Origin of the sequence: Paraburkholderia caribensis, assembly GCF_002902945.1 — a bacterium.
GTDB classification, from domain to species: domain Bacteria; phylum Pseudomonadota; class Gammaproteobacteria; order Burkholderiales; family Burkholderiaceae; genus Paraburkholderia; species Paraburkholderia caribensis.
The window spans coordinates 3,407,803-3,428,838 of sequence record NZ_CP026101.1 but is presented as its reverse complement, the minus strand read 5'-3'; the positions used below and the strand labels follow the sequence as shown (position 1 = coordinate 3,428,838).

General features: G+C 63.9%; 19 protein-coding genes. 7 read left to right on the top strand and 12 right to left on the bottom strand.

Annotated elements, in window-relative coordinates; all coding sequences use genetic code 11:
- Positions 1 to 50 precede the first annotated feature (50 nt).
- Positions 51 to 863 carry a class I SAM-dependent methyltransferase gene (locus C2L66_RS15295; RefSeq protein ID WP_054929202.1) on the bottom strand — a complete coding sequence of 271 codons (813 nt, stop codon included), beginning with the start codon at positions 861 to 863 and terminating at the stop codon, positions 51 to 53.
- A gap of 709 nt (positions 864 to 1,572) precedes the next feature.
- Here C2L66_RS15295 and C2L66_RS15290 point away from each other — a divergent pair.
- On the top strand, positions 1,573 to 1,839 hold the full coding sequence (locus C2L66_RS15290; protein ID WP_060599571.1) for a hypothetical protein: 267 nt from the start codon (positions 1,573 to 1,575) through the stop codon (positions 1,837 to 1,839).
- A 581-nt stretch (positions 1,840 to 2,420) separates the two neighbouring features.
- On the opposite strand, the gene C2L66_RS15285 is transcribed toward C2L66_RS15290, so the two are convergent.
- The 3 genes from C2L66_RS15285 to C2L66_RS15275 form a co-directional block, all read right to left on the bottom strand.
- Positions 2,421 to 3,572, bottom strand: a complete 1,152-nt coding sequence (locus C2L66_RS15285; protein ID WP_060599572.1) for a Gfo/Idh/MocA family protein — start codon at positions 3,570 to 3,572, stop codon at positions 2,421 to 2,423.
- A 30-nt stretch (positions 3,573 to 3,602) separates the two neighbouring features.
- Positions 3,603 to 4,793 carry a phytanoyl-CoA dioxygenase family protein gene (locus tag C2L66_RS15280; RefSeq protein WP_060599573.1) on the bottom strand — a complete coding sequence of 397 codons (1,191 nt, stop codon included), beginning with the start codon at positions 4,791 to 4,793 and terminating at the stop codon, positions 3,603 to 3,605.
- Positions 4,794 to 5,088: 295 nt separating this feature from the next.
- Positions 5,089 to 6,039: a GGDEF domain-containing protein gene (locus C2L66_RS15275; RefSeq protein WP_060599574.1), complete on the bottom strand. Its 951-nt coding sequence runs from the start codon at positions 6,037 to 6,039 to the stop codon at positions 5,089 to 5,091.
- A 473-nt stretch (positions 6,040 to 6,512) separates the two neighbouring features.
- On the opposite strand from C2L66_RS15275, the gene C2L66_RS15270 reads away from it, so the two are divergent.
- Together C2L66_RS15270 and C2L66_RS15260 are read left to right on the top strand one after the other, a co-directional pair.
- Positions 6,513 to 7,862: a YbfB/YjiJ family MFS transporter gene (locus C2L66_RS15270; RefSeq protein ID WP_409372570.1), complete on the top strand. Its 1,350-nt coding sequence runs from the start codon at positions 6,513 to 6,515 to the stop codon at positions 7,860 to 7,862.
- 460 nt (positions 7,863 to 8,322) lie between these two features.
- Positions 8,323 to 8,589 (top strand): hypothetical protein, encoded by a 267-nt coding sequence (locus tag C2L66_RS15260; RefSeq protein WP_042314100.1) that lies wholly within the window; start codon positions 8,323 to 8,325, stop codon positions 8,587 to 8,589.
- 48 nt (positions 8,590 to 8,637) lie between these two features.
- Here C2L66_RS15260 and C2L66_RS15255 read toward each other — a convergent pair whose 3' ends face one another.
- On the bottom strand, positions 8,638 to 9,594 hold the full coding sequence (locus C2L66_RS15255; protein WP_060599575.1) for a DMT family transporter: 957 nt from the start codon (positions 9,592 to 9,594) through the stop codon (positions 8,638 to 8,640).
- A gap of 338 nt (positions 9,595 to 9,932) precedes the next feature.
- Here C2L66_RS15255 and C2L66_RS15250 point away from each other — a divergent pair, with 338 nt between their 5' ends.
- On the top strand, positions 9,933 to 10,142 hold the full coding sequence (locus tag C2L66_RS15250) for a hypothetical protein (protein WP_009769951.1): 210 nt from the start codon (positions 9,933 to 9,935) through the stop codon (positions 10,140 to 10,142).
- Positions 10,143 to 10,290: 148 nt separating this feature from the next.
- Here C2L66_RS15250 and C2L66_RS15245 read toward each other — a convergent pair whose 3' ends face one another.
- Both C2L66_RS15245 and C2L66_RS15240 read right to left on the bottom strand, forming a co-directional pair.
- Complete coding sequence (locus C2L66_RS15245; protein WP_054929196.1) at positions 10,291 to 10,578, bottom strand: hypothetical protein; 288 nt, start codon at positions 10,576 to 10,578, stop codon at positions 10,291 to 10,293.
- Between the two features lie 100 nt (positions 10,579 to 10,678).
- On the bottom strand, positions 10,679 to 11,434 hold the full coding sequence (locus C2L66_RS15240) for a Mut7-C RNAse domain-containing protein (RefSeq protein ID WP_054929195.1): 756 nt from the start codon (positions 11,432 to 11,434) through the stop codon (positions 10,679 to 10,681).
- A 101-nt stretch (positions 11,435 to 11,535) separates the two neighbouring features.
- On the opposite strand from C2L66_RS15240, the gene C2L66_RS15235 reads away from it, so the two are divergent.
- The gene (locus C2L66_RS15235; protein WP_054929194.1) at positions 11,536 to 12,405 is read left to right on the top strand and encodes an NAD(P)-dependent oxidoreductase; all 870 of its coding nucleotides are present in this window, start codon (positions 11,536 to 11,538) and stop codon (positions 12,403 to 12,405) included.
- A gap of 126 nt (positions 12,406 to 12,531) precedes the next feature.
- A complete protein-coding gene (locus tag C2L66_RS15230) occupies positions 12,532 to 13,179 on the top strand; it encodes a LysE family translocator (protein ID WP_060599576.1) in 648 nt (215 codons plus the stop codon).
- A gap of 55 nt (positions 13,180 to 13,234) precedes the next feature.
- Here C2L66_RS15230 and C2L66_RS15225 read toward each other — a convergent pair whose 3' ends face one another.
- Positions 13,235 to 14,542 carry an MFS transporter gene (locus C2L66_RS15225; RefSeq protein WP_060599577.1) on the bottom strand — a complete coding sequence of 436 codons (1,308 nt, stop codon included), beginning with the start codon at positions 14,540 to 14,542 and terminating at the stop codon, positions 13,235 to 13,237.
- 95 nt (positions 14,543 to 14,637) lie between these two features.
- Here C2L66_RS15225 and C2L66_RS15220 point away from each other — a divergent pair, with 95 nt between their 5' ends.
- Positions 14,638 to 15,567 (top strand): LysR family transcriptional regulator, encoded by a 930-nt coding sequence (locus C2L66_RS15220; protein ID WP_060599578.1) that lies wholly within the window; start codon positions 14,638 to 14,640, stop codon positions 15,565 to 15,567.
- A 211-nt stretch (positions 15,568 to 15,778) separates the two neighbouring features.
- Here C2L66_RS15220 and C2L66_RS15215 read toward each other — a convergent pair whose 3' ends face one another.
- The 4 genes from C2L66_RS15215 to argC form a co-directional block, all read right to left on the bottom strand.
- Positions 15,779 to 16,615 (bottom strand): OmpW/AlkL family protein, encoded by an 837-nt coding sequence (locus C2L66_RS15215; RefSeq protein ID WP_098021574.1) that lies wholly within the window; start codon positions 16,613 to 16,615, stop codon positions 15,779 to 15,781.
- Between the two features lie 175 nt (positions 16,616 to 16,790).
- Positions 16,791 to 18,038 (bottom strand): DUF2957 domain-containing protein, encoded by a 1,248-nt coding sequence (locus tag C2L66_RS15210; protein WP_054929190.1) that lies wholly within the window; start codon positions 18,036 to 18,038, stop codon positions 16,791 to 16,793.
- A gap of 133 nt (positions 18,039 to 18,171) precedes the next feature.
- Positions 18,172 to 19,581 (bottom strand): DUF2957 domain-containing protein, encoded by a 1,410-nt coding sequence (locus C2L66_RS15205; protein ID WP_060599580.1) that lies wholly within the window; start codon positions 19,579 to 19,581, stop codon positions 18,172 to 18,174.
- Positions 19,582 to 20,066: 485 nt separating this feature from the next.
- Positions 20,067 to 21,014 (bottom strand): N-acetyl-gamma-glutamyl-phosphate reductase, encoded by a 948-nt coding sequence (gene argC / locus C2L66_RS15200; protein WP_060599581.1) that lies wholly within the window; start codon positions 21,012 to 21,014, stop codon positions 20,067 to 20,069.
- Positions 21,015 to 21,036 lie beyond the last annotated feature (22 nt).

Here is a 21,036-nt window from a genome sequence, read left to right as displayed (position 1 = left end):
AACCAGTCGCATGTCCTTTCTCTTCCCCTGATGTTTCCCTCGCGCGGCCCTCAAGGCTTCGTCGCACAGGCCAGCACGCAGGGCATCGGTATCCTCACCTCATCGTCGCTGGCATAGGCCGCCGCGCCGTCGCGCACCGTCTTGCTGATCGCAGCCAGCGCATCCGGCGTCTGCGCGTTCAGGATTGCCGACACCCGCACGCCGCCGCGCAACAGCATCTCGAACAACGCATCCGGCGAGCGCGCATGCAAAGTCTGCCCGACTTCCTCGATGCGCGGCTCGCGAAATCCTGCGTCCAGCAGTACGCGCTCGCACTCGGCCCAGTCGCTGAATCTGAAGAACGGCGGCCCGGGCGGCAACTGGACGTCCGTCCGGCCGTGCGTCTCGATTGCCTTCAGCACGATCGAGAAGCCGACCGCCTTGTCCGGTGACGCCCAAACCGTGAAGCCCACCTTGCCACCCGGCCGAAGCACGCGGAACGCTTCCTCGATTGCCTTCTCGGGATGCGAGAAGTGCAGCATGCCGAAGCTGATGCCGACGGCATCGAAATCGTCGTCGGGAAACGGCAGGTCTTCCGCGCTGCCGATGCGAAACGTCAGCGCGGGATAGATGCGCCTTGCCTGATCGACCATCGAATCCGCGAAGTCCACGCCGACGACATCCGCGCCGCGCTGCGCAGCCGCCGCGGCGAGATAGCCCGGGCCCGAGGCGACATCGAGCAGACGCACGCCACGGCGCACGGCGAGCGCATCGAGCAACGCGCAGTGCGACTGGATGGTCAGGTTGCCGAAAAACGTGTGATAAGGCTGCGCGACGCGCTCCCAGCCTCGATGTTCGAAGGCACTGAACTGGTCTTCTTTCATGGCCGTCCCCTTAGTGCTTCAAGTCACTTCCGTTATAGGACCCTCGCGTCAGAGGTCAACGACCAATCACGACCAACCGCCGCCAGACCACCCGGCGATTCTCTCCACACCGAGATGTCCACACGATGCTATGGACAACATGGGGATATCACGGAGGCGATTGCTGTGGGCGGTTTCTGGGTAGACACGAGGCGTGCTCGAACATGGGACAAGTTATTCAAACTTGCGGCGAACGGTCCCACGCTTATACGCAAGGGTATACGTTTCGCAATGCGTTGAGCGCAAAGCGGATTTGGCGCTTGTCCACAGGAAGTGGATGCCCTTGTTAACTGCTACTACGTATACATATCTATAACTTCAAAGACGGTAAACAAACCGCGCGTGCCGCCTGCATGTACGGCAGGGCGATGAATCTGCCTGTTCGATGAACTGCGCGATGAACAGCGCGATCAACAGCGCGATCAACAGCATCGGTCTGGAAAAACGCGTTGTCGGAATTCGTCTCCGGCACGCGGGCCATGTGTATGCCGCGAGCCGACAGTTCTGCGCCATAAGTCGTTTGCCGCGCGCAATCACACGCGTCTCATCCGCCGCCAAAGCATGCGTGGCAAGCCGCAAGGTCTGCGAGCCGCAAACGGGCATACACATTGCTGTTAGAAGGCGCGCCCGCTCAATGAAGCGGACTTCACCAAAACCCCCGGAGGCGATCGTGCTGGCAACAAAACCGTGTACTGCGACATGTGTCATCGATGGAATCGCGGTCACGCTGACCTTTTTCCCCGACACCGGCGTTCTGCGCATCACCGACAGCACGGGCAGTCGTCTAAGAGAAACACGCTGGTCCGCGTCGTGGCAAAGCCTCGTCGCGACCTTCCGCGAACTGAGCGAAACGCCTGTCGAAGAACGCGCCGATCCGGATGTGCTGTTCGGCAGCTACTATCGGTCGAACGCGATCAGCATCCGCTACGCGAGCTGAACACGACACGGAGCCTTGCTGGCGCGCTGACGGCCGTCCGGACAAACGGCCGAACTGAGCCACGATTCGCCCTCGCTTCCGCCGATTGAATGCGCGTGCTCGCTCCTATACTTCTTTCCATGGCGCGACGATTCAACAGCCCATCGACGCGGTTCCCCTCCGCGTTGCGCAAGACCGCAGGTTGCCAGCAGTCGTAACAGAAGCAGCAGAAGCACCGGAAGCACCGGCAGTGGCAGTCGACGAAGTGGCCGTACGCGCAGCAACGGAAGTTCATGCAACAAACGAAGTACGCGCAGCACTGGAATCAGCAGTTTGAATGGGTGGTTTGAAGTTGCAGTCGCAGCACAAGCAACATAAGCAACACAAACAACAGGCCGTCGAAAGACCGGTTCATCGAATGCAGTTGGGGTTAGCAGCAAGGAGTAGGCGCGGGGCCAATCGAAGCAAAAAGATGTTCTACTAATAACAGCTTCTCGTGATGAGCAGCAGTCGGCAAGCATCCACGCGCCTGTTCGATATGACTCATCCACCGAGCCCTGTTCCCCGCGGAACAGGGCTTTTTTTCGTGCAGCGAGCGTTTCTCACATACGCTCGACCTCCTGCCAGCCGCCCGTCGTCATGCTCTTCACCGATGCGGCAACGAATGCCAGTCCCTTCACGCCATCGCTGACGCCGGGGAAGAGTATCGGCTGGTCGTCGCCAGGGGCTCCCGCAATGCGTGTCGCCACGCGCTGTGCGAACTCCGTATAGAGATTCGCGAACGCTTCCAGATAACCCTCGGGATGACCGATCGCGATACGCGTCGAACGCTGTGCGCCTGCGCTCGTCGCAGGTCCCAGCCGGCGCGTGATGATCTCTTCGAAGGCGTCCTGCCGCCGATGGATCAGCCGGTTCGGCTCCTCCTGATGCCACTCGAGCCCGCCCTTGTCGCCGTGAATGCGGAAGCTCAATCCATGCTCCGAGCCCGCCGCGGCATTGGTGACCCATAGCGAGCCGCGCGCGCCGTTCTCGTAGCGCAACAACGCGGACACGTAATCGTCGATGGTGCGGCCTGGAATCGCGGACCCGACGTCCGCGCACAGGCGCGTCACGTCCAGCCCCGTCACGAACGCGCCCAGATGAAACGCATGCGTGCCGATGTCCATCAGCACGAGCGAACTGCCCGCGCGCCCGTCCGTACGCCAGCCCGCGGGCAGATCGTGGCCGGCCAGATAGCTCTGCACATATTGCAGATGCACCTGGCGAATCTCGCCAAGCTCGCCCGCGAGAATCATGTCGCGCGCCTGGCGCACCATCGGAAAGCCTGTGTAGCAATAGGTCACGCAGAACTCGGCGTTCGTGGTCTTCACGCGCGCGGCGATCTCACGCGCCTGCGCGAGATCGCTGGCCAGCGGCTTGTCGCAGATCACGTGAAAGCCGCGCTCCAGCGCCAGCATGCAGATGGGGTGATGCGAGTCGTTGGGCGTCATCACCGCGACGGCGTCGATGCGATCGGGGCGCGCCGCTTCCGCTTCGAGCATCTGTTGCCACGATGCATACGCGCGTTCTGCACCGATGCCGAGGTCGCGTGCCGCCTGCCGCGCGCGCTCGGGATTCGACGACAGCGCGGCTGCGACGATGTCGTACTGACCGTCGAGGCGTGCCGCAATGCGATGCGTCTCGCCGATGATCGAGCCCGGCCCGCCGCCGATCAGACCCAGCCGGATGCGCCGGCCAATCGTGCTTGTCACCATATCGTCTCCGTCGTTGTCGAATGTGCGGGGCTAGTGCGTCGCATTGCGAAATTCGAGGTTGCGCAGCTCGTCGGCGAATTGCTCGTCGGACCAGCATTCGTCGAGCGCGATCATGAGGATCTGCTGCTGACTTGCGGGCGCGAGTCCGCCCACGGGCGGATTGCGGTCGAGATTCGTCGGGAACGCATAGCCTTCCGCGCACGACGCGACAACGGCCGCCGTTTGCGCCGCATCGAGACGCTGTTGCGCACGCATCGCCCGCAGCACGGGAAACACGGCATTGCACATGCGAGTCCGGTCGAGCGATTCCATCGCGCGCCCATACGCCGACGACACCTGCAACAGGTTCGCCATCCGTTGCACGTCGCGCGTGAGGTTCGAACCCGCTGCGTGAAAGAGTGCGGGGCTGAAGAACAGCGCGTCGCCTTTTTGCAGCGGCAACTGCGCGTAGTGCGATTCGAAATACGCGCGGAAGTCCTCGCGGCGCCACGCGACATAACCTTGCGGATAACGCTGCGAGAACGGCAGCAGCTTGGTCGGGCCGCTCTCGACGGGCATGTCGGTGTGTGCGACGGCGCCTTGCAGCGTCAGCAGCGCGGACATCGTGTGGACATGCGCGGGAAAGCGCTGCGCTTCGTCGACGGTGAGAAAGCCGAGATGGAAATCGCGGTGCGCCTGCTGCGCTTCGCCGCCCGGCCGCACGACGTTCACCTGCGAGGTCATCTGATACGCGGGCCCGAGCCAGGCTTCGGCGGCCGCCACCAGAACGGGATTCGCGAAATAGCGGACGAACACGTCGGGTGCGGCGAGACACAGCTTTTCCTGCGCGTTCCAGATGCGGTCGTTCGCGCCCGCCTTCGCGAAGTGATCGGCGCCGCCGCCCGCCTTGCGCTCGCTGCGAATGATCGATTCGAAGATCGCGGTCGCGTCGTCGATGGCGGTCGTGTCGTCGTATGCGCGGTGCAGCACGAACACGCCCGCTCCGTCGAGCAGAACGCTGGCCCACTCGGCGAGCAGCTCGGGGCGACGCGCCGCGTCGGCCACGATGGGTCGCAGCGCATCGCCGTCGTAGACCGGTATGCCTTGCGCGATGTCCGCCGCAAGGCGCGGGCGTGGACGCATTTCACGTGAGGCTTCGATCAGCGTCGCGAAGTCGTCGACGGAACAGTCGGCTTCGCGAAACCATGTGTGTCCGCCTGAAGGCAGAGGCCGTGGGTTCATCTCGTCTCCTCCGATGCCATCGGGTGGTCCGATGTTGCGAACCAGCTTATCCGCAATCTCCTGCGCTGAGTGATCAACGAAACATCAAAAACACATCAAGAGGGGGCGGCGGATTTGCATGGCGAGTCGCCAGTCTTCGAGGAAATCGCTTTGCGGATGGGCCTCTGCATGATGACCGTCGACCGCGCGCTGAACGGACGCGCACACCTGCGCGAGCACACGCTGCGCACTGACGATGAGACTACTCCGTACGATGGGCTCGCGCGGTTCGCGGCGCGTCCTCAGCGGCCGTGCTTCACTGCAGCGGCGCCGTCCACGCTACAGTGCGGTTGCGCCCTTCGCGCTTGGCCGAGTAAAGCGCGCTGTCGGCGCGCGCGAGCGTCGTGTTCAGATCGTCGCTCGTTTCGACCTTGCAAACGCCCGCCGAAAACGAATAACGGATCGCGCGGTCGCCAGCGACCTGCACACGGCGGGTCATCACCTGGCGGCGCATCCGCTCGACCGCCGACACGCCATGCTCGACGGGCGTCGATGGAAACACCACCAGAAATTCCTCACCGCCGATGCGCCCCGCGATATCCGTCTGACGCGTCGCATGCCGGCAGACTTCGCCGAAGTCGCGCAGCACGGCGTCGCCGGCGGCGTGGCCGTGTGCGTCGTTGATCTGCTTGAAATGATCGAGGTCGACGAGCGCGACCGTGAGAGGCGTTTCCGTACCGACGGCGGCCGTGATCGCGAGTTCGAGCGCGGACATCGAATGACGCCGGTTCGACAGGCCTGTCAGCACGTCGGTGCGCGCTTCCTGCACCGCGCGTTCGTGCGCGCCGATCCACGCCTGCTCGCTGGAACGCAACGCCGAGATGTCCGTGCCGATCAGCACGATCCAGTCGTTCTCCAGCAGCGTTTCCGTCATCCAGAACCAGCGCCCGTCGATCAGCTCGGTCGCGAAGCTGCGTTGCCCGGCGCGTTCGCGGCGTAAGGCGATCGCGTCGCCGATCACGGCTGCGGCGTTGTCGCCCTCGATGCGCGTGCCGCATTGACCGAGGATGCCGCGCATCACGAGATCGGCGAAGGTGATTTCGCCGCGCTCGCGGTTCAGGCGGAAGGCGTGCTTGAATGCGCTGCTCGCGAACACGAGCCGGTCGCTCGTATCGTAGATCGCGACCAGCTTGTTTTTGCCGTCGAGGGCGCCGAGCAATGCTTCACAGGCGATGTCGTCGGTACGCAGATCCTGAATCGATTTCATATCGGTGCAGATGGGTCTCCGAACTCGCCGCGTCGTCGAAGCGCGGCTTGCGTCCCAGGTCCGCCGTGTCGCTCAAGAAAAGCGCCACGGACGAAGCCGTGGCGCGAAGCGTTCCAATGATTCCGACTGCGTGAAGAATCACGGAGAACGTGGAGACGGAATCAAGTCTACCTGGACGCAGGGCGCGGCCATCGCGTGAACAGTGAGCAGTTTTGCCCGCAATTCCGCGGGTCGTGCGGGCGTTGTGCATCGCTGCGAGGTCCGGCGTGTCGCCATGCTCACGCGTGGTGCCTGGTCTGACGGCTCCCGTGAGCGGTGGACGATTGAGCGCGCGGCAAGCACGGCGCGGTCTCGTCACGAGCGACGCCGAGGATGACGTTTGGCTCGTCGCGCTTGCTTCGCATGCGACGCGCACGCCGAACGAACGTTCGCGATGTACAGTGATAGCCCAATCGATCGATACGAACAACGACATGACGACTGGTTTCGCCCGACGCGTGATGGTCTGGACCTGCGTCCTGAGCAGCATTACGGCAAGCAACGCGCGACAGCCATCACGCGCGGCGCCACCAACGGGTGAAGCCGCCGATGCCGCCCATGCCACCCGCTCACCAGGCCGCGGGCCGACGCTCTGGCTGGCCGTGAGTCTGTCGATGGGCAGCGCGATCGCGCTGGGGCTCGCGCGCTTTTCCTATGCATTGCTGTTGCCGCCGATGAAAAGCGACCTCGGCTGGAGCTTCGCGCAGGCGGGGGCGATGAACACCGCGAATGCGCTCGGCTATCTGCTTGGCGCGCTAGCGTTTCCGCGTCTGTCGCGTCGCTGGTCGGCGGGCGCGCTGTTCGTCGGCGGATGCGTTGCGACAGCCTTGCTGATGGCGATCACGGGTCTGTCGTCCGATACGGGCGCGCTGCTTGCGCAGCGCGTGGCGACGGGCATCGCGAGCGCATTCATTTTCGTGAGCGGCGGCGTACTGGCGGCGCGCCTCGCAACCTCGCACCCGCGCGATGCAGGCCTCGTGCTCGGCCTATACTACGGCGGCACCGGATGGGGCATCGTCGCGTCGGCACTGCTGGTTCCCGTTTCGCTCGCTTCCTTCGCGCTCGTGCATCGCGCGCACGACTGGCAGATGGCGTGGTTCGCGCTTGCTGTGGCGTGCGTCGCGTTGTCGTTGATCGCTGGGCGTGCCGCGCGGCGCATCGACTGGCAGCACGCGATCAGCGCGGCCACGTCCAATGACGCGGCGGCTGCGCAGCCCGCCGCGCCGATGCTGCGCTATGCGTTCGCGCTCGCCGGCTACGGGCTGTTTGGAGTCGGCTACATCGGCTACATGACGTTCATCATCGCGCTGCTGCGCAACGGCGGCATGAGCGAAGGCGTCGTGACCGGGTTCTATCTGCTGCTCGGTGTTGCAACGATCGTGTCGGCGCGCATCTGGTCCGGGCTGCTCGACCGCATGCGTGGCGGCCAGGCGCTCGCGTTGCTCAACGCCTTGCTCGCGCTGGCGACGCTGATGCCCGCCATCGTCGCGCATCCTGTCGTGGCGTTTGCGTCGGGTGTGCTGTTCGGCGCGACATTCCTGTCGGCCGTCGCGTCGACGACGGCATTCGTGCGCCACAATCTGCCCGCCGCGCATTGGGGCCGAGGCATCAGCGCATTCACGATCGTGTTCGCGTTCGGACAGATCGTCGGGCCGACCGTGATCGGCCTGGTGTCCGACGGCGTCGGACTGGAACGTGGACTCATCTATTCGGCAGGCTTGCTTGCCGCTGGCGCGATGCTTGCTGCATTACAGACAAGCTTGCTGCGGACGCCCATTCGGTGAACTGATGGTTTGGTCGAAAGCAATGCACAACGTACGACCGCATATTCGGTGCCATGCCAGGTGTCATTTGGGTCACACAGTTGCTGCGTTGCGGTCGCCAGCGTACAGATTGCACGCACAGCCGGGAGCAGGATGGAAACCGATGAAACACTCAGTCATCGAATTCGAATTTGACTGTTGCTATTTCGTCAAAACGACTAGAGAGACGCGAGATCAACGCCTAGAGTTAAAGTGCTTTCTCAAGTCTTTTGTGCGGTGCGGGGGTGCTTATGAAACGCAGGAACGCGCGACAACTGGTCCGGATGCTATCGGACATACGGCATGCGGCAGATTGCAGGGCGCTGCGCGCAGCTGCGACGCAACGGGCCATCGAGCTTGCTGCGCAAGAGGCGCAAGACGAGCAGGAGAAGCCCGACACCGCCCGCGAGAGCACTTGCGACAAGACGACGTGGAGAACGTCATGAGAAACGCCACCGAGCAATCGCTGCGTTTTCTGGTCGAGAAATGGCTTGGGCCGGTTTCCGCGCCGGTGCACGTCACGCAGTTCGGGCGCACCAAATGGGACCACACGCGCTACGTGCGCGTCGAAACGTCCGCGCCCGATGGTTTGCGTTCGTTGTTCTTCTTCCGTCACGACGACGGATGCTGGTGCGTGTTTCCGCCGACGTCGAACCGCCGTCGCCCCGTCGAAAGCTGGCGCCAGGTGGCGGCACAGGCGGCCGCGTAGCATCGTCCGCAACGGCTGGCCCATGTGCGCCAGCCCGCCAGCCGCGTTTCAGGCGGGTTCCGCCGAGTCTGACGAGACTTCGCGCCGCGCCGTCCACATCGGCATCACCTGACAGACGATCAATCCCGCCAGCATCAGCGCGCAACCGAGCAGCGCGCGCGGCGCCAGTGTTTCACCCAGCACCAGCCAGCCGGCGAGCGCGGCGAACACACCCTCCATGCTGAAAATCACGGCCGCGTGCGCGGGCGCCGCATCTTGTTGCGCAACGACCTGGATCGTGTACGCCACGCCCACCGAAAGTGCGCCACCGTAAAGAATCGTCGGCGCGGCACGCACGATGTCGGCAATGCGCAACGGGTCCACGGCAAGTCCCACCGCAAGGCTCACCACGCCGCAAACGACGAACTGCACCAGCGCGAGCGCGAGCGGATCGTGACGGCGCGCAAAGCGGCTCACGAGTACGACCTGCGCCGAAATGACGATCGATCCCGCGAGTTGCAGCCAGTCGCCATACAGGATGGAAAAATGTTCATCGACACTCAGGAAATACATGCCGAGCGCGGCCAACAGCGCGCCGAGCCATACGCCGATGCCCGTCTGATGGCGCAGCAATACGCCGATCAGCGGCACGATCACGACATAGAGCGAACTGATGAACCCCGCATTCGCGACCTTCGTGTATTGCAGGCCGATCTGCTGGCACGAGATCGACACGGCGACGAGCAGGCCGAGCAGCGCGCCATCGCGCCATAGCGTGGCTGCGCGGGAAGGCGCAGGAGAAGCGGGGACGTCGTTCGCGCCCGCGTGCTTGCCGCGCCGCCGCCGCGCAATCGACCACACTATCAGGACAACGAACGCGCCCAGCAGGAAGCGCAGCCCCGTGAAGAGAAACGGACCGATCGAATCGAGACTCAAGCGTTGCGCGACGAACGCGCTGCCCCAGATCATCGCGGCGACGAGCATCAGCAGATTCGCGCGCAGGTGTTGGCGGGTGGCGGTTTTCAAGCGGAAATTCCTGACAGGGCCGGGCGCGTTTCGCGGCAGGCTTTCGAGGCCGCGCAGGCACGTTGCGCGCCTTCTGTTTAGACGAAACGACGGCCGTTAAATGGCAGCCGATATGATACCTGTTGACCGTCGGCGAAGCGTTCTGCAATTGAAAGCAATCGGTAAGGAAGCTGTCTCCCGGAAAATACATATCGAAGCTTATGGGATGACAAACAGCCAACGCTGCGTGATACTCCCCGCGGGGAGCCGCCGGGCGCTGTGTGGCCCGGCAGGCTTCGCCATCATGCGGTTCCAATTCAACATTTGACTTACAGTCGTCAGGTTTGGGGATAACACACATGAAGAAGATCATCGCCTCGCTCGTCACCGCCTCGCTCGCGCTGGTGTCCGTTCAAGCTTTCGCACAGGCATCCGACGCAGCGCCGGCAGCAGCTAGCGCCGCGAAGCCGAAGCATGCGCACAAGCAACTGAAGACCCACGGCAAGCGCGCAGGTGTGTCGTCGGCAGCATCGGCTGCAGGCACGAACGACAAGGGCACGCAGAACTAAGCAGCCCGTTCGCGCAGCAAAAAGAAAGGCCGAAGCGATGCTTCGGCCTTTTGCTTTTGTGGCGCGCTCTTGACGCGCCTTCGACACGCCCGTGGCGCATCCGGTCCGCGCGCCCGCGTCTCGACCTGCGCGACACCCGCAACGCCGCTCAAACGCCTGCTGCGAGTCCGTTGACCAGCAGCTCGGCGATCAATCCGTTCATGCCTTCGGGATGACTCGCGGCGCGCTCCTTCAACTGATCGACCAGCGAACCCGGCAGTTTGCACGCGAACGGCACGAGGCCTTTGGCCTGATCGAGCTTGCGCTGCTCGCGCCGGTCAAGTTGCGGCTGTAGCGACGACGCCTTGCCGAAGCGATCGGCGGAGAGCGACTGTTTCATCTCGTTGCCGAGTTTCAGCGCCTTGTTTTTCTCAAGGTCGAATTTCTTCATTGCCATGCGGAAAGGCCTCTAAACAGGTAAGCAATCCACCATTGTACGCATCGCGCGGCGCGTGAATGCCCGACTGATGCCGATTCGCTGAAGGGGAATGCCGCAGCTATTTCGCCGACGCTTCCGCGTTCGTCACGCTGTCCATCAGCGCGCGCATGCGCCGCCAGTGCGAGCCTTCCCAGAAAACGCGCTGGCACACGTCGCAGGTCACGAACTGTGCGTGCCGTTCGAGCACGCCTTCGGGCGCGCGTCCGACCGCCTCGTCTTTCGCAATGCGCCGCAGCGGCGCGTTGCACGTGAGGCACAGGCGAAACGGCCGCGCGCTGCGCGCCAGATCGAGCCGGTCGAAAATCTCGCGCAGTTGCGCCTCGGGTTTCAGGGCGCGGACATAGCAGCCATGTGTGATCGTGCGGCGCTTCAGCAGTTCGCGGTCGCGCGTCAGCACGATGCGGCCTTCATCGGATGCAATCGACTCGATATGCGAATCGGCGTAGTGATTGTCGTAAAGTGTGTCGAAGCCGGCCAGCCGCAACAGTTGCGCCAGTCCGCCGAGATGCGCGTCGGCGACGAAGCGCACCACCCGCAGCGGGCGCTCGCGCACGCGCAGAATCGGCTGAATGTCGAGCGCTTCGAATTTCGGGTAGACGGCAACGCGGTCGCCTTCCTGCAACAGATGATCGAAACCGACCGATTCGCCGTTCACGACGATCAGTTCGACTTCCGTATGCGGCACGCCGAGCGCCTCGATCATGTGCTTTGCGCTGGCCGCGCGCGCACACTCGCAACTGAACGACTGCCGGCGCAGCGGCCGCGCCAGAAAGTCGTTCAATTCTTCGTAGAAGCGGAAGGTGGCCGTAACCATGACGCCAGTATGGCACCGTGCCTCACGCAGCGCCGATGGGCAATTACCTGCACGACGCGCGCGGCTATGCTCTACTTCGGGTTCTTGAACAGGAGTGATTGATGGACATCGGTTTTATCGGTCTCGGCGAAATGGGTGCCGCAATGGTGGCAAACATGCTGAAAGCCGGGCACAGTGTGCGCGTCTGGAACCGCTCGCCGGACAAGGCGCAGCCGCTCGTCGAACTGGGCGCGCAGATCGTCGGCTCACCCGCCGAAGCTTTCACGGGCGACGCCGTCTTCTCGATGCTCGCCGACGATGCCGCGCTGCGCGACGTCATCAGCGCGCCGTTGCTCGAGCACGCGCCGCGCGGACTGATTCACGTGAACATGGCGACGATTTCCGTCGCGCTGGCGGAAGAACTGGCGACGGCGCACGCCGGGCGCGGCCTGAACTACGTCGCGGCACCCGTGATGGGCCGGCCGGACGTCGCGGCGGCCGCGAAGCTGACCATCGTCGCCGCCGGGCCCGCCGAAGCGATCGACCGTGTTCAGCCCGTGTTCGATTCGATCGGCCAGAAGACATGGCGGATCGGCTCGCTGCCGCAGCAGGCCAACGTCGTGAAGCTGGCGGCGAACTTCATGCTGGCGTCGGCGGTGGAGTCGCTTGGCGAGGCGTCGGCCTTGCTGGGCGGTCATGGCGTCGCGATGCAGGACTTTCTCGACGTGATCACGAACAGCGTGTTCCCCGGTCCCGTGTATCAGGGCTACGGCAAGATGATCGCCGAGCAGCGCTACGAGCCGGCGTTGTTCAAGGCGCGTCTCGGCCTGAAGGACGTGCGCCTCGCGCTGGCGGCAGCCGAGTCGGTGTCGACGCCGCTGCCCGTTGCGAGCGTGGTGCGCGACAGTCTGATCGAAGCCGTCGCGCACGGCGACGGCGAGAAGGATTTCGCCGTGCTGGGCCAGGTCGCATCGCGTCGCGCGGGGCGTTGAGGGCGCTGCGCTTGTCTTTGCTTGCGCTCATTCGCGCAGGCCGGCATCGCGCAACTGCGTGGGAGCGGGCGGGCGAGCATAATGCTCGTTCCGCCCGTTTTTCATTTTGATCGAGCAATACGCATCATGAGTCTGCATACCTGGTGGCTCTACCTCGCGACGATCTTCGTTGTCTGCGCGATTCCCGGCCCGAACATGCTGTTGATGATGACGCACGGCGCCCGTCACGGCATGCGTCAAACAACGGCCACGATGGCCGGCTGCCTGATGTCGCTGATGCTGATGCTGGCTGTTTCCGTCGCTGGCCTCGGTGTGCTGCTGAAAGCGTGGCCGACGACGTTCGACGCGCTGCGCCTGCTTGGCGCGGCTTATCTGATCTGGCTAGGTGTGAAGGCGTGGCGCGCGCCCGCGAGCGAAGCGGCGGCGGCACAAGTCGACGCTTGCGCCGACGCGATGGGTGGCAAGCGCGCACCGTCGCGCGGTGCGCTGATGCGTAATGGCTTTCTGGTCGGAAGCAGCAACCCGAAGGCGATTCTGTTTTCGGCTGCGCTGTTGCCGCAATTCATCGACGCTTCGCGCCCGACGCTGCCGCAGTTCGCGGTGCTCGTCGCCACTACGGCGGTGATGGAAGTCAGCTGGTACGCCGTCTACGCGGGCTGCGGCACGCAGATCGGAGCGAAGTTGAGAAGCAGCAGCGTCGCGAAAGCTTTCAACCGGTTGACGGGCGGCGTGTTCGTCGGCTTCGGCGCGATGATGGCGCTGATGCGGCACTGACGCTCGCCTTTCAGCGCTCGCTGCGTCTCATGGCGCGGCGGCGAGCGCTTGTTCGTCAATGGCGGCCTGTTTGCGCGGCTCGATCGACGAAACCGAACAGGAATACGGCAACCGCGAATCCCAGCGCGACTGCGCACACACCGCTCCATCCTGCTCTGGCCCACGCAACGCCTGACAGCGCCGCGCCGATTGCGCCGCCGACAAAGAAAATTCCCACAAAGAGTGCATTCAACCGGCCGCGTGCAGCGGGGTTGATCAGATTGATTGCGCGTCGTCCGAGCGTTTGATCGGCGATGACGCCAGCGTCGAGCGCTGCCGCGCCGGCGACCAGCAACGCCAGCGCCGTCACAGAATGCGCCGCCGGCGAGAATCCGCCCCAGCCAGCGCCCGCGACGCCCAGCACGAGGACGGCCGCGATCATCGCCAGATGCGCGACGATCTGCGTCGCCTGGCCCGCGCCGCGATCGCCGAGATAACCGGCAAACGGCGTGACGATCGCGCCCGTCGCGCCCGCCAGCGCAAACGCGGCGACGCCTTGCATGCCGAGTGAGAACGGCGGCTGCGCGAGCCGCAATGCGATGGCCGTCCAGAACGCGCTGAATGCGCCAAGCGCAAGGGCGGCCAGCGTAGCGCGCCGTTGCAGCACGGGTTCAGTACGCAGCAACGTCCAGAGCGAGCGCAGCAACTCAGCGTAGCGCGCGGTGGCGGGCGGCGCGTGGTTCGGCAACTGGATGGACAGCACGACCGCCAGCAACGCGTCCGCAAACGCTTCGATGCCGTAGAAAGCGCGCCAGCCAAATGTTCCGGCGATCACGCTAGCAAGCGGACGTGAAAGAAGAATGCCGGACATCAGTCCGCTCATGACGTTGCCGACGGCGCGCCCGCGGCGGCTTTCGGGCGCCATCGACGCCGCCATCGGCACGAGCATCTGGATCACGCTCGACGTCGCGCCCGCCATGAACACCGACGCCAGAAACATCCAACCCGAGCGCGCGAACGACGACAGCGCGAGAAACACGGCACAGCAGGCGAGCGTCCGGACGATGAGCCGGCGATTTTCGAGCAGATCGCACAGCGGCACGAACAGCAGCAAACCTGCTGCATAGCCGAGTTGCGGGAGCATCGCGATGAGGCCGGCCAGCGCGGGCGGCAGACCCAGCGCGCGGCTGACCGGCCCCGTCAACGGCTGCGCTGCCGACAGATTGACGACGATCACGCCGACGGCTGCGGCGAAGAAAAGCGTCAGCGGCGTGCTCAACGTCGTGCCGGGCGGCGCCGATGGGTGTGGCGGCGGCGACTGCGCTGACTCCGGCGGTGACGCGGCGGCGAGGCGGCGCGGACAGGTGTCGGCCGGCTGGTTCATGGTTCGGCTCCGGAAGATTTCGATCCGCCCTATCGTAGGGATGCCTGTGTTATGCGACAATTGAATTATCTCGATAATGTTTATGCGAGGTTGTTTTGAACACGCGTGATTTGCAGGCTTTCGTGGCGGTGGTCGAAAGCGGATCGATGGTGCGGGCGTCGGAGCGGTTGTTCCTGACGCAGCCGGGTCTGACGCGCCGCGTGCAGAACCTGGAAACGATGCTCGGTATCGAGTTGCTCGACCGGCAGAGCAAGCCACTGAAGCCGACGGCAGCAGGCAACGAGGTGTACGGTCTCGCACGCACGGTGCTGCGCGCCGTCGACGATCTGATGTCGGTTGCGTCGCCGGACAGCGAGCCGACGGGCGAATTCAGGATCGGCGTGCCGCCGTTTCTTTCCGAGCTTGCGCTGGAGCAGCCTATCGACCGTTTGCGCAGCGCCTTCCCGAACCTGACGTTGCGCGTGACGGCGGGCTGGTCGCCCGGTTTGTTGCAGATCGTCGAGCAGGCGAAAGTGGATGCCGCCGTGGTGCTGCTGCCGGAAAGCGTGCCGTTGCCGGAAGGGCTGACATCGAAGCTCCTCGCTTACAAGCCGACCGTGGTTGTCGCGCCGCGCTCGTTCGGCATTGCCGACGAGCCGGCGACGCTCGCGAGCTTGTCAGCCTACCCGTGGGTGTTGAATCAGGACGGCTGTGGGATGCGCTCCGCGCTGAGTCGCGCGATGGCGGCGGCGGGTTTGCCGTTCAACGTCGCTGTCGAGGCGTTCGGCTCGGAACTGCAGTTGTCGCTGGTGACGCGTGGGCTAGGGGTGGGGCTGGCGACGCCGGAAGTGCTCGCTCGCAGTCCGCATCGGGAGGCGCTGCAGGTCATCGACGTGCAGGACTTCCGGAACGGCCTGAACGTGTGGCTCGTGCATGGCGCGCTGCCCGGACGCCTCGTGCGTCCCGTCGCGTTGATGCGCGACGCGCTGGTCGACAAGCTGGAAAAGGATGCGGCCTGTCTGGCGGTGGTCCGTTCCGTCGCATGACGCAGAGCACAAAATGCCGCCAAAAACCATTCATGCGACGTTTTGTCACCCTTTAGTAACGTAGAACCGGCGCTCTAACGCATCATGTTGCAACGCACCAAGCGATTTGCTATAGTTCGTCTTGTCTCCTCCATGTCTCCTCTGATATGGATTCAGCCCGCCACCATGGCGGGCTTTTTTTTCGCCCTGCATTTGCCCATCCGCCGCCCGCTCAGAACTTGTACGACAGCGCGAGGTACGTGATGATCGGATCGGCCTTCAGTTCGGCTTTCGATACGGCCAGTTCCGTGCCGTCCGCTGCCTTGATGATCGTCGACGAGGTCGTCTTCAGCGGGATGTAGGTGACGGACGCGATGACGCCCCAGCGGTCGGTGATGCTGTACATCGCGCCCACATTGAAGACCGGCTGCCACGACGACGACGCTTTCGCCTCCACGGTCGTTTTTCCCGTCTTGCCCGCCCCTGCGGCCAGAATCGCGCCGAGGTTGTTCTGCGTCGACGTGACGAAATTCTCATTCAGCTGAATGTCGCTGAACCAGTTGTACGACACGCCAATGCCGACAAACGGCCGGAACTTCGCCGTGGATTCGCCGAAGTAGTACTGGAAAATCAGCGCCGGGCTCCATTGCCGCACGCTTTTGACAATGGGGTTGACGGCCGGGTCGCCGATATCCTGCTTGCCCAGCGCGCCTGCCGGGCCGGGCGGCTGGATCGTGCCGTGCCCGTACAGTTTGAACTTGGGCGGCACGCCCGCCACCGACGTCACCGCGAAATGATCCGTGACGAAGTGCGAAAACACGAGGCCGAGCGTATCGGCGCTGTTCGTCGACAGGCTCGTGCCAGCCGACGTGAACGAGTTCGGCAGACGCAGCGGCGTGTTGATCGGCACGGGCGCGACGTGCGTCGTGAGCGGCGTGCTCGAATCCTGTGGCATCACGTGAAACCAGCCGAGCGAGACGAGGTTGTCGCCCGCCTTTTGCGCATGAGCATTCGTCATCGCGAACATGGCCAGCGCAGCCGCGCATACGGCGGCGAATGCATGGGGCATTGCCGCGTCCAAGGGCTTTCTCATTCTGTTCCTCCTGAGCGGGCGGCCTGCCTCGCGCGACGGCGTTATCCGTGCCGTCTGCTGCGCTTCCCGGTTGCCGGCTTCCCTGCGCGGGCAGGGAAGCGGCCGGGCGGCGGTCGCCTCGTTGCGTTCTATGCGGTGGACCTCGCGTCCGTTACTGGACGAAGGCGCCGATCGTGAAGTACGGCGACGACGCGTTCGACAAGTCCAGGAAGCCGAACACGCCCCCCGTGAAGATGAACTTGCCGGTCGGCGCGCTGCCCGCTGCCGCGTTCGTGTACGTCGACGTCACGACGCCGGGCACGGTCTGCGTGAAATCGAGATTCAGCGCCTTGGTCAGCGACGCCTGCGACGCGTTGAACGGATCGAGCAGCGTCGCCTGCGTGCCGACGAGCGCATTGGTGCGGTAGTTGAACTCGCTGTCGACGCCGATGTACTCGCCGTTCTGCGAGTTGACGGCGATGTTCGACTGCGGCGCGAGGATCGAGATGCCCGATTCGTCGTCGGCGACCGGCCCGCTGATGCCGTTCTGCGGGTTCGGCGTCAGCGTCGAGTTCGCGACGCCCGTGCGGACGAGGATCGGCACGTTCTGGTTGCGCAGCTTGCCGACGATCATGAAGCCCTTGCCGACGGGCGACGTCGCGAGCGTCGGCTTGCCCTGGCCCTGGAAGTTGTCGGTTTCGAATGCGCCGCTGCCATTCGACGCCTGCGTCCAGTTCGTACCCGGCTGCTGGCACTTGCCGGCATTGACGCCAGCGTTATCGCACTCGGTCCAGGTGCCGTCGGCGTTGATCGTGATCTTCGTATCGACGACAGTCGGCGCGAAGTTCTGCGACGGAATCTGGTGATAGCCAAGCTGGTTATACGTGCCGACGATGTTCGCCAGATTCGTCTCGATCGTGGAAAAGCCGATGAACGGGTAGTACGGAAATTTCGTGTCAGGGACCGCGCCTTGCCCGAGAATGCCGCCGAACGAAATCTCGGCACCTGGAATCGTGCCGCCCGCCACGCCTTCACCGACGAAAATGCGCGCCGGCCGGTTCGGGTCGAGGCTCGCGCCGTTCAGCCGGAACGCGCACTGGTTGAGCTTGTTGGTAGGAAGCAGCGTTTCCTGGGTCAGCGTGCCCGAGGCCGTCTGGCCCTTGCGGGTCGGTGCGACCGTGCCCGTGGTGGCGGGAATCGGCGATTCGATGTAAGCGACCTGCCAGGTCATCTTCGTCGTATCGAGTTGCAGTTTGACGAGTTCGCCGTCGCCGCCGCCGCCCGTGAAGGTCGTGCCGTAATCGAGTGAGGCGGGGCACAGGCGCGCTTCCACGGGCGGCGCGCCTTCGCTGCTCCCACCGCCGCACGCGCCGAGCAAGGGCGCCGCAAACGCCAGCGCCGAAAGGATCTTCCAGTTCATCGTGCCTCCAGTCTTGTTATGGGCGGCCAGCTCCCAGTCCAGCCGCCTCTCGGTCTTGTTGATCTAGCGATGCTGCTGATGCGCGTGTTGCCTCCCTGCCATGCACGGCCCTTTCTGTCGATCCGGGTGAGGCTTACTTGCTGATCTGCGCGCCGACGCTGAAGTAGGGCGAACTGGCGGTGTCGGCATTGGCGGAGCTCGGCGTGAGGCCGCCGTTTTCGGTGCCGTTGATGAAGATCGCGTAAAGGCCGCCGCCTGCGATTGCGTAGCCCGTGTTGCCCTGCTTGTCGGTGACGCTGACGAGGCCCGGAACGCTGCTGCCGTATCCCAGACCGAATCCGCTTTCGGCCGCCTGCGTGGAAGGATTGATGAAGGTCCCGAGGCCGCCCTGGATCAGCGAAGCGGTGTACTTGAAGTTCGAGTCCGCGCCGACATAGCCGCCGTCGAATCCGCCCGAAGCGAGCGGAGTCGCGCTTTCCAGCAGCGCGATGCCGGATTCGTCGTCGACTTCGGCGTCGAGCGGAATCGCGCCGGTGCCCGTGAACACGTGCCCCGTCCTGACGACGACCGGGACGGTTGCGCCGTTTACCTGCCCGATGATCATGTGGGCCGATGAGCTGCCCTTCGCGCCCAGCAGCGGCAGCACCAGCTGGTTTTCGATGCGCGGCGCATTGGTGCTGTCGAAATAGCCGTTCGCGTTGAGCGTCGGCGTGTCGCCCATCGACAGGCAGCGCGTCGGGCTTGCGTTGCCGTTCGCGGGCGGGCTGTTGGTCGCTGACGAGCAGGCGCCGTTTGCATCGAACGTTTCGGATGTCTGGGTGGCCGCCGCCGCGTAATTGCCCGACGGGACGATGTGATACAGCAGCCCGTTATAGTTGCCGGCGAGCTTCGAGAGGTTCGTCGTCGTGCTTGCAAAGCCGAGGAACGGATAGAAGTCGAAATGTCTCGGCGTCACGGCGCCGACGTTCTGGAATGTGAGAAACGTCTTGCCAGCGTATGAGACGTCGGCACCCGGAATGCCGCCGCCCGCCACGCCCTTGCCGACGAAGACAATGGGCGGATTGGTGGACGAAAAGGGCGTCGTGTAGGTCGCGCCCGTCGACGGCGCGGTGCCCGACGCGGGCGTCAGCATGAACGCGCAGCGCGTCTGCTCGGCGTTCGGCAGCATGCCCGCCGGCGGATGCTTGACGGCGCCCGTAACGGTCGCGCCGGCCCGCGTATTGTCGACCTGGCCCGCCGACACCGGGATCGGCGACTCCAGAAACTTCAGCGTGTACGTCATCTTCACGGCGTCGATGTTCAACGACACCACTTCGCCGCTGCCTGCGCCGCCCAGATAGGTGCTCCGGCCGATGTCGGCGTCGGCGGGGCAAAGCGAGCCCGCGGCGGCCGTCGACCCAGGCGGCCCTTGCACGCCGCAGCTCGATCCCGAGCACTGGTTCGCGTTGATTGCACCGGGATCGTCGGCTTTTCCTCCTCCGCAGGCGATCAAAAACGGCATGCTGGCAATGGCACATGCCAGCCATTTTGAATTGGCGTACATGCTGCTGTCTCCCTGATTCGTGTAATTTGCGAGCTAATTTCGCCGCGCGATTTAAGGCTGTCAATTGAACGAACCGTCTAAATAACCCGATTCAAACAGCGCTTTTTTCGCGGAGAGTCGCATGGCGCTTCGAAGCGCGCCTTTTAAAACAAAACAGCATTTTCGGACTGGACGGATTTTCCGTGTCGCCGCTAAGCCTTTAACGACGCGGGTCCGGAAAAGCGCATCTATCATCTTCGAACGCTCGTTCGTAAAAAAGTCCGGAATATCCCTATGCGGTAATAGATGCGCATGGCGATAAAGAGAGGAGCAGCAAATACCTGCTATAAGGACTGCTGGCGATAGTGAGAAAATTGAAAGGTATTAATTCGCGTTTGAATGAGGCGTTTCAAATTGCCGATTAACAAGCAAAAAAATAAAAAGCCGGCGTTTGAATGCCGGCTTTGTGACGCGCAGGACGGCGGGCGCCGTCCGCTAGCGAAGGATCAACGTTTGAGGCCCGTGGCTTCGTCCGCGCCAATGGCGAGATTCATACACTGGATCGCCGCGCCCGAGGCGCCCTTGCCAAGATTGTCGAGCCGCGCGACCGTGACGAAGCGCTCTTCGTTGCCGAACACGAACAGATCGACGCGATTCGTGTCGTTGTTCGCCTGGACGTCGAAGAAGCCGCTGTCGAGGTTGTCGTCAGCGTTGAACGGCGCGACGCGCACGAACTGCTCGCCGCTGTAGTACTCGGCGAACAACGCTTGCACGTCTTGCGGCGTGGTCTGCTTGGACAGCTGGCCCGGGGTGAAGTAAGTCGTCACGGCCAGGCCCTTGTAGAAGTTGCCGACGATCGGCGTAAAGACAGGCGCGCTCTTCAGGCCGGTGTGCGCGGCCATTTCCGGCAGATGCTTGTGCGTCAGACCGAGCGCGTAAGGACGCGGGCTGTCGAGCTTCGCGTTGCCGCCCGCTTCGTAGTCCGCGATCATTTTCTTGCCGCCGCCGCTGTAACCGGTGATCGAGTAGCTGTGCGCAGCGAATTCCGCCGACACGACACCCGCTTCGACGAGCGGACGCATGGCCAGTACGAATGCCGACGCATGGCAGCCCGGCACGGCAATGCGCTTCGCGGTGCGCAGGCGCTCGCGCTGTGCGCGAGCCAGCTCGGGCAGACCGTACGCCCAGTCCGCGCTGGTGCGAAACGCGGTGCTCGCGTCGATCAGCACCGTGCGGTCGTTCTCGACGAGCGACGCTGATTCGCGCGACGCAACGTCGGGCAGGCACAGAAAGGTGACGTCCGAAGCGTTGATGAGACGACGGCGCTCGCCGATATCCTTACGCTTCGCTTCTTCGATGCGGAGGATTTCAACGTCTGCGCGCTGCGACAGGTATTCGAAAATCTTCAGGCCGGTCGTGCCTTCCTGTCCGTCGACAAAAACTTTCGTGCTCATCTCGATCTCGCTGGCTGATAAA